Annotated in this window: 5 protein-coding genes; 1 reads left to right on the top strand and 4 read right to left on the bottom strand. The window is 62.3% G+C overall.

What is annotated here, in order from left to right; translation table 11 throughout:
- Together WYO_RS32045 and WYO_RS28295 are read right to left on the bottom strand one after the other, a co-directional pair.
- A partial coding sequence (locus WYO_RS32045; protein ID WP_210160734.1) for a hypothetical protein occupies window positions 1-236 on the bottom strand: 236 nt, incomplete at its 3' end.
- Between the two features lie 573 nt (window positions 237-809).
- Entirely contained in the window at window positions 810-1,697 is an 888-nt protein-coding gene (locus WYO_RS28295) for an alpha/beta hydrolase (RefSeq protein ID WP_007569259.1), read from the bottom strand.
- A 105-nt stretch (window positions 1,698-1,802) separates the two neighbouring features.
- Between WYO_RS28295 and WYO_RS28290 the strand changes: the two genes are divergently transcribed.
- Window positions 1,803-2,741 carry a LysR family transcriptional regulator gene (locus tag WYO_RS28290; RefSeq protein WP_039904638.1) on the top strand — a complete coding sequence of 313 codons (939 nt, stop codon included), beginning with the start codon at window positions 1,803-1,805 and terminating at the stop codon, window positions 2,739-2,741.
- A gap of 1,061 nt (window positions 2,742-3,802) precedes the next feature.
- On the opposite strand, the gene WYO_RS28285 is transcribed toward WYO_RS28290, so the two are convergent.
- Window positions 3,803-6,010 (bottom strand): TonB-dependent receptor, encoded by a 2,208-nt coding sequence (locus WYO_RS28285; RefSeq protein ID WP_165486590.1) that lies wholly within the window; start codon window positions 6,008-6,010, stop codon window positions 3,803-3,805.
- A gap of 795 nt (window positions 6,011-6,805) precedes the next feature.
- On the bottom strand, window positions 6,806-7,537 hold the full coding sequence (locus WYO_RS30365; protein ID WP_165486589.1) for an AraC family transcriptional regulator: 732 nt from the start codon (window positions 7,535-7,537) through the stop codon (window positions 6,806-6,808).
- Between the last annotated feature and the right edge of the window lie 738 nt (window positions 7,538-8,275).

Genomic DNA, 8,275 nt, shown 5'->3' with positions numbered 1-8,275 from the left:
CGGCGGATGCCGATCGCCCGGTCGGCCGAACCGGCGTCTCCGCGCGATCGGGCCGCGGCGACGACCGGGACCGTCTGATGCACAAAGACCCGGCGGCTGGCCACAGGGCCGAGCATCTCGGACGCATCAAACGTCTGGATGGCGGTCGCTCGCGGCCGGATCCGCGTCGATCCGGCTGGCTCAGCCCTCGTCCCGGCACGAGCGCGCACGCTCGCCTCCCGGTCGATGCCGGTCACAGGGCCCGGCACCCGATGATCTCGGCGGCCAACCGCGCTGCATCTTCGACCGCCGTGGCTCCGCGGCCCCCGTTCTTGCGGAGTTGCGCGCCACTTGGCACCGTTCTGATGGCACCCCAGGGGTAACCGAGAGTGGGCGCCGCAGGCTCCAGGGCGGTGTTCTCGCCTTCGGCCGGAAAGCCTCGTCCTGTGGTTGAGGATCCGTCCGTGAACGTGTCGCTCAGCGAGGTCCCGCCTCGGATCGGAGGCACAAAACGCATGCTACGCCGGAGGCTTCAGGCAACGCGGGCCCAAGCGCTTGGACCGGCACCGCCCAATCGCCAGCCTCGGTATTGGGGTGGCTGCCAGTCCAAGGTTGGACGGAGGGACTACGCCCGCGTCCGTCATACGCGATGCAGCAGTGTCCCTGACGGGCGAGGACGAGCATTTGATCCTCGACGGTGTCGGCGCTGGGAGGCCAGCGGTAAGCGAGGGCGATCGGCCGCCCTTCGCCGCGATCCTTGAATGAGATCGTGGCGCCGTCCGCGACCTGGATCGTCCCCTGACGACGCCCCCTTGCTGCTCGCCTGTGCCTCAACGGCTGCCGATGCTGCGATCGAGGAAGTCCCCAATGATCGGCGCCATGACGTCGAGCTTGTCCTCGAGCGCGAAGTGCCCCGTGTCGAGCAAATGCAGCTCGGCATCGGGCAGGTCGCGCAGATACGGATGCGCGCCGTCGGGCGGGAAGATCGTATCATTCCGGCCCCAGACGATGAGCGTCGGTGGTTTGTGCTCCCGGAAGAAGGCCTGAAATTGTGGGTAGAGCGGTACGTTGGTGCCGTAGTCGCGAAAGAGGTCGAGTTGTATGTCCCTGTTGCCCGGCCTGTCGAGCAACACTTGGTCGTGCAGCCAGTTGTCCGGATCGATCCGGGAGACGTCGGCCACGCCGTCGACGTACTGAAACTTCGTGGTTTCCGGTGCGACGAGGAAAGCGAGAGCTTCGCGCCGCTCGGGCGTATCCTCGCGCCAGTAGGCCTTGATGGGATCCCAGAACGCCTTCAGCCCCTCTTCATAGGCGTTACCGTTCTGGACGACGAGAGCACTGACGCGTTCTGGATGCTTGAGCGCGAGCCGGTAACCGACCGGGGCGCCGTAATCCATCACGTACATCGCATAGCGGCCCGCTCCCAACTGGGTCAGCAGGCTGTCCACGATGTCGGCATAATGCGCGAACGTATACGCGAACTCCCGGTAATCGGGAGCATCGCTGCCGCCGAAACCTGGATAGTCAGGGGCGATGACGTGATAGCGGTCGGCCAAGAGAGGAATGAGGTTGCGGAACATGTGCGACGAGGTCGGGAAGCCGTGCAACAGCAACACGATCGGGGCATCCGCGGGGCCCGCCTCCCGGTAGAAGACGCGCACGCCCTCGACCTTGGCAGTCCGATAATGGATGATCGGGATGTTGGCGGGGTCGGTCACGTTCACCCTCTTATTTTCCAAATCAGGTAACGCAGGCTAGGCCGTTGTGCTCGGGAGCGGAACGCCTAACCTGCGCAATCCTTGATTTCGCATGGCGGAATAATGATCGATCGTCTCGAAGCGATGCGGGTGTTCGTCACCGCTCTGGACGAGGGCAGCCTCGCATGCGCTGGCCGGCGCCTCAGTCGCTCCCCAGCCGCGATGACGCGGGCCATCGCCGCTCTTGAGAGGCATGTCGGAGCTCGACTCCTGCACCGGACGACCCGAGGGCTGCAGCTGACCGAGGCCGGCGAGCAGTACGCCGCCGTCTGCCGCCGGGTGCTGACGGACTTGGACGAAGCCGACCTCGCCCTGGCCGGGAACCGGGCTGCACCCCGGGGCGTCCTGACCGTCACCGCGCCCGTGATGTTCGGGACACGCGTTCTGCGCCCGGTCGTGGGTGAGTTCCTGAGGGCGTATCCCGCCATGCAGGTCCGCTACCTGCTGCTGAATCGGGTGACGAACCTCGTCGATGAGGGGATTGATGTTGCGCTCCGGATCGCTCCGCTGCAGGAATCCAGTCTGATCGCGGTTCGCATCGGCGAAGTGCGCCGCGTTCTTTGCGCGTCGCCGAGATACCTGGCTGATCGACCGCCGATCAATACGCTGGCCGATCTGGCGCGGCATGACTGCATCGGGATCGAACCCACAAGCCCGACCGACATCTGGAGCTTTCCGCCGGCGCACGGCAGCAGGATCGCCCGCACGGTCCGCGTCAAGCCTCGGCTGATGGTCAACACCGACGACGCGGCTGTCGGAGCGGCAATCGACGGCGAAGGCATCGTTCGAATCTTCTCGTACAAGATCCAGGACGAAGTGCGTGACGGCCGTTTGGCTGTTCTTCTGCCCGCCGACGAGCCGCCCCCCGTTCCCATCCACCTGGTCGTGTCACCCGACCGGCTGGCGCTTGCCAAGGTTCGCGCCTTTATGGACTTTGCTGCCGGCCGACTCCGAACCCACCTCGATCGGATGGTACCGCAGGTTCAGACCTCCGATGCGGCCTGACCAAGCGCGGCCGGCCAATTTGGCCTGCCCGGAAGAAGGGGCCTCCCAGAGATATGGCTTCGCGCCCCGTGGAGGGTGCTGATGCACCGGAAGAGGCATGCTGCGAAAGAAGTTGTCGCTCAGCCGCGCCAAGTCGATGTTGGGGGTCGCAAGGACGCAGGAATGTCCCACCACCTTAAGCTTCCCGAGACACCGCTTCTTGGCAGTGTGCTTCGAAGGTGGCCGAACATGCCATCCGGTTCGGCGATTCGACAGGACAGTCAAGCGGACTAAGTTTTTCTGAGCGGATTGAGACAGGGTTTGTCGCGGCGGCACGGTCGGCGCCGCAAGCACGACACTGCGGATGTACGGCTCTAGCAGAAAGCCGCACATCCGTCGCGAGAAAGCCTATGGATTGTTCCGTGAGTTCTTGCCAACCCTCGCTTTTCCGAGCCGAACAGTGAGGGGTGGAGCTGAGATGGGAACCTTCTCGGGCTCGTTCGCTTGGCCCCAGGTGTCATCCGGTGATACGCAAGCCACATCGAGAGTTCAAAGAGGCCCAAGAGTCGTATTCAACGCCTCGTGGCAAAACTGGCGGCTATTCTCGTGCGGCCTCCGTCTCCAACGTCTGCAGAATTTTCGAAGCGGCGGATGACGAGATCACTTCCCAGCTCATGTCTTATTGTCAGTTGTCGTAATGCCAACGGCATGGGAGGGCTTCGAGAAGCTGATCCTCGCCCTTGCCCTTCATGTGATAGACGAGCCGGTGCGTGCCCGTGATCCGGCGCGACCACCAACCCGAGGGATTGCGTCTCAACGGCTTCGTCTCGCCCATATCTGCAAACGGCGGTCGGTCGCTACATCGCCGAACACAACGCGCAGTCCATACAATGTTTCCGGAACATAACCGCAGCCTCAATCCTTTGCGGCTATGATGCACCGACCTTCTTGATCGGTGCATTCGATGCTCTTAATGGCCAGACGGGAATGGCAACTGAACAGATCCATTCTCATGTAGGCCAAATGAATTGATATTGAATCAAGACCAGCTATACAGAAAAATCTATTATTTCCTCACTGTATCAAAATCTCACCTCCGCTCCCCCGCCAATGACACGCCGCAGACCGGGGGTTACCGATAAAACGGTCGATGTATAGGATGCTCCCGCCAGCTCGATGTTTTCATCGAAGAGATTTTGGGCGAAGGCGTAGATTTTGTAGGTGTCGTTCTCCCAGCCGATGCGGGCGTTCACGATACGATAGGGGCGCAGGTCGAAGGTGTTTGCGATGTCGGCTGCGCGCCCACCAGCCACGAACTGGAGCTCGGCGCTACTGACAAGATCGCCTCTTGAGCCAGCAGGGCCGAGGGGGATCCGGCTCTCGAGGCCGACCACGCCCGACCAAGTCGGGATGCCGGGAAGACGGCCGCCGTCGCGGGCACCCGTCGTATCGGTCGCCGGCACATTGACGAAGGCGGCGCGAGTGAGCCCGACATTCGCGTAGGACGTGAGCCCGTCGGTGAGGCGGACCCGCGCGCCCGCTTCGAACCCGTAGGTCCGGTAGTCGAGCGTCGCGATGGTGAAGGTGTTGGCGCGCATATCGAACGCGTTCACGTGCCCGTTCTGAACGTCGTTGTAGAACACCGATCCCTCCAGCGACACGCGGCCGTCGAGAATCGTGGTGCGCGCGCCGCCCTCGTAGGTCCACGCGTACGAGGCCGGGTAGGACGGAGCGGGTTTCCCGAAAGGAGCGAAGATATTGAAGTAGGGAAATCCGGCGTTGGAGTAGCCGCGCTTCGCTGACGTGTAGATCAGCGAGGACTCGTCCGGCTTGTAGCTGAGGGTGAGGCCGCCGGCGACGAAGGTGTCGCCCACCTGCCCGTATTCGGCGAAGCTCGGCACCGTTCCGGCTACGCCATTCGAAATGTAGGTGCCTCGGCGCGAGACCGTATCGTGGCCGATACGGATCCCCGGGGTCAACGTCCACTGATCCGCGATCGGAACTCCGACTTCCGCGAATCCCGAGTAGCTGTCCAGGTCGAGCTTGGCGTCGTAATAGCCGTTCTGGGTCGGGCCAAAAGAGCTGGTGTTCGTCCCGCTATGCTCGAAATTGGATTTGTAGATGTTCAGGCCGGTCGTCCAGCGCACCGGGTCGTCGGGCTTCGCACTCGCGCGGACCTCGCCGGAATAGGCGCGTTCGCGGAATAGGTAGCGCGTGCAGTCCGCGCAGGTGCTGCTCGCGAACGCGCTCACGGGGAAACCGGTCAGCTGACTGTAGATCAGGCCGTCGGTGTTATCGGACGAAAGCCGGGAATTGATGTCCTGAACGCCGAAGGTGGCGGTCAGATCGAATGCGTCGAAGCGGTGCTTGATCTCCGCCGTGCCGATGGCGAGTGAGCGCGCGAATTTGAGCGGCTGATCGAGGGCGACCGCCGGGTAGGACGGGCCGTCCCGTAGGATGTAATTGAAGGTGTCGCGGCGATCGCGCTCGTAGAAGCCGGTCACCGTCACCGTCGTCGCGTCGCCGAGGTACCAGCGCAAGGCGCCGCGCGCGGCCGCGATCTCGCGGTCGGGAAGATTCTGCCCATTGAGAATGTTCTTGACGTCGCCGCCGCCGCCCGTGAACCGGATCGCCGCACGCCCATTGAGGACATCCGGGATGATCGTTCCACCGGCGATCAGGTCGGTGAAGAAGTTGCCCCGGGTGCCGAACTCGCTCCGGATGCGGAGGTCGCGCACGCCGTCCGCCTCGGTCGGCACGATGTTCACCGTGCCGCCCTCGCTCGACCGTCCGAACAGGACGTTCTGCGGCCCGCGCAGGACCTCGACCCGCTGGACGTCGAGGAGTTGCTGCGTGCCGGCGTAGAGCGAGAGCGGCGTGCCATTCAGCGCGTAGCCGATCGTCGAGTCGAACGGGTTCTGCGGGAAACTGAGGGTACCGACGCCGCGGATGGCGCCGAATGCGAAGAGCGGATTGCCGACATCGGTGACGCTGTAGTTCGGGATCCGGCGCGAGATGTCGATCGCCGCGTTCGAGGGCGCCTCGAACGCGATGTCCGCCGGGGTCGCGACGCCGACGCTGAGGGGGACGTTGGCCAGCGGCTCGGCCGTGCGGCGCGCCGTCACTTCGAGCGTGTCGAGGGTAACCGACTCGGACCGGGCGGAGGACGGCTGCGCGCCGGCCTGAGCGACCGTCCACAGCAGCGAGAACGAAGCTGCTACGAGCAGCGCCGCGCCGTCGTCAAACAGACGACATCGTGGGCACGCTCGGGCCATGGATCGATCGCTCATAAACTCTATCTCACGCGGCTGACGAAGGGTCCGCGACCGTTTCCGTCGCAGGGAGACCGTCAGCATTGGGCTTGTCCGGAGCGCCGCCTCCGTTGCGAGGCGCGCTCGGCGAGGAGTTTAGTTCAAGACCAAGCTTTGCCGCATGCAGCGGACCTTTTGCGCGGGCTCGAAAACCTATTCTTGAGGACGAGCAGATTATAATCGGAATATTTTTAAGGTCGTGTACGGGGATCTTTTTGCCACCCGCAGGCTTGACGGAACAGGAAGCGCCGCGCAGCCAGAGATTCGGCTCGCTGACCTGGCCGCATGTCACCGCGCCGGAAGCACTCCTTCCAGAAGTTCGACCAAATGCTGTGTGTCGATTTCCCGAGCGGAGTCAGCGGGATTCCGAAGACGTTCGAGATCTTGACCGAAACCTTGGACGGAGCGCTTGCGGGTCTGGATTTAGACCCCATTGACCCTTATGATGCGCTACACACCAACCCGTTTCGGCCAGAGATACTGATTTGACCGCCGTGGCTGGGCGGAACAGGGGCCCGGGATGGCGCACCCGAACGGGTTGAGATCCGTGAGATCTTGTCCGCGCAGCGGCCGGTGGCTTCCGCAAAGCACGCTGTCGCGGACGGGGCCGGACATTGCGATACCCGTCAGAGTTCCGGAGCGGTCGGGGGACTGTAATCTGCCATCCCTAAAATGGGCCGCAGACTTGCCAGAAGACGTTGTAGCGCCCGTCGGCCGTCAGAAGTTGTGACTGCGGATTACCAGCACAATGGCGTGGCCGTTCAACGCGAGGCCTTAACTTGCGGTCCGTGAGGCGGTGGGCGCCATGCCGAAACGCTTCCGATAGGCCGTGGCGAAGTTTGTCGGGTGACGGTAGCCAACGTAGTAGGCCGCCTGCGAGACGGTCCAGCCTTCATGCTGAAGGCCATCCCTGGCCCGCTTGAGTCTCTGATCGCGCAGGAATTTGAAGACCGGCTGACCGGTCACGGCTACGAACTTGCTCTTCAACGTGCTCGTACTCATGCCGATGTCACGCGCGAGGTCTGTAAGGTGGTGCTCGGCGTCCAAATTCAGCAGCAACTTGTCACGCAGCTCATGGATCTTGGCGACGTCGCGTGGGTGAAGCGAGCTTGTGGTTGGGAGGTCGGCTGCGCCCCGGTCCTCTACGGCACGGGCCAGCAATTCCAGTGCGCAGCTTTCAGCAAGCCATTGTCCCACCAAACCCGAATGGTTTGGAGCGAACAGTTCCTGTGCCAACATGCGCGCACGGCACGTCGCAAGCAGAGGCTTAAACGTGGTTTCGGTGAGATGCGCATCGATTTGCTCGGCGATGTACTGATCCATAAGATTTGAGGGACAGCACTGAATGACAAGAAGCCGAGATCGCTCACCATTTTGGTAGGCCGCAGTGAGACGCATATCGTCCGCGCAAAAAAATGCGATGGCGGCGCCCGCTGGAATCGTCAACCGGCGCCCATCTTCAAGGCCATAATTTATCGTCGATCCGTCGAGGTTGATCACGATCATGACCGACCTCTTGACCACGCCGATACGGCTATTGTTGCAAATTGTACTTAGGTCGCTCGAGCAAATTGTTATGCCGTGACGCAATGTGTTGGTGAGGATCGTTCCGGCGGCCACTGCCTGCCCATTGCGATCTCCGGCCGGGCAACCGGCACAAGAGATTTCACAAGAATATCCCCACTCAATGGCCACATCGGTCAGCATATCCGATACAGGCGAGTCGTTTGACCGACCACCTTCGAGCTCGGCACCCCTCAACAGCTTACTCCCCGGATCACGAACAACCGCTGGAGGATGCCGTGCAAGCGCAAGGCAGACGTTCGGCTGACGCGATCGGACGCGCTGGTGCCACTTGCGGCGCCCATGCCCTTGACCGAACGCGGCTCATACGGCTTGCCGACAGCTGTCGCGCCCTCGTCAGCATGCCTGTCTGCAGTCGGTCTCGGGGAACAAGTATCATTGACCATGAACATGACGAGCGACTCGGGCATCAGGCTGCCGCCTCCAGTCCGGCACCGCCGCATAGTTCAGAATCATTCATGAACATGTCGCACGTCCGAAATAAAACATATACATGATCGCACCGCAACATGATTTTGATGCCATTTGAGCAAGCAATTCGCAACGATGTCGCGCAAGATTATAATTTGATCATCTCAATCACCCAGGCGCTGCTCGACCAAATTTGTCCGCGTTGAACGGGATACTGCCGCATCCTGATGACCTGACCGGTATTTTGGA

The organism is Methylobacterium sp. GXF4 (assembly GCF_000272495.1).
Taxonomy (GTDB): Bacteria; Pseudomonadota; Alphaproteobacteria; order Rhizobiales; family Beijerinckiaceae; genus Methylobacterium; species Methylobacterium brachiatum.
This window is presented reverse-complemented; position numbering and strand designations above follow the sequence as displayed.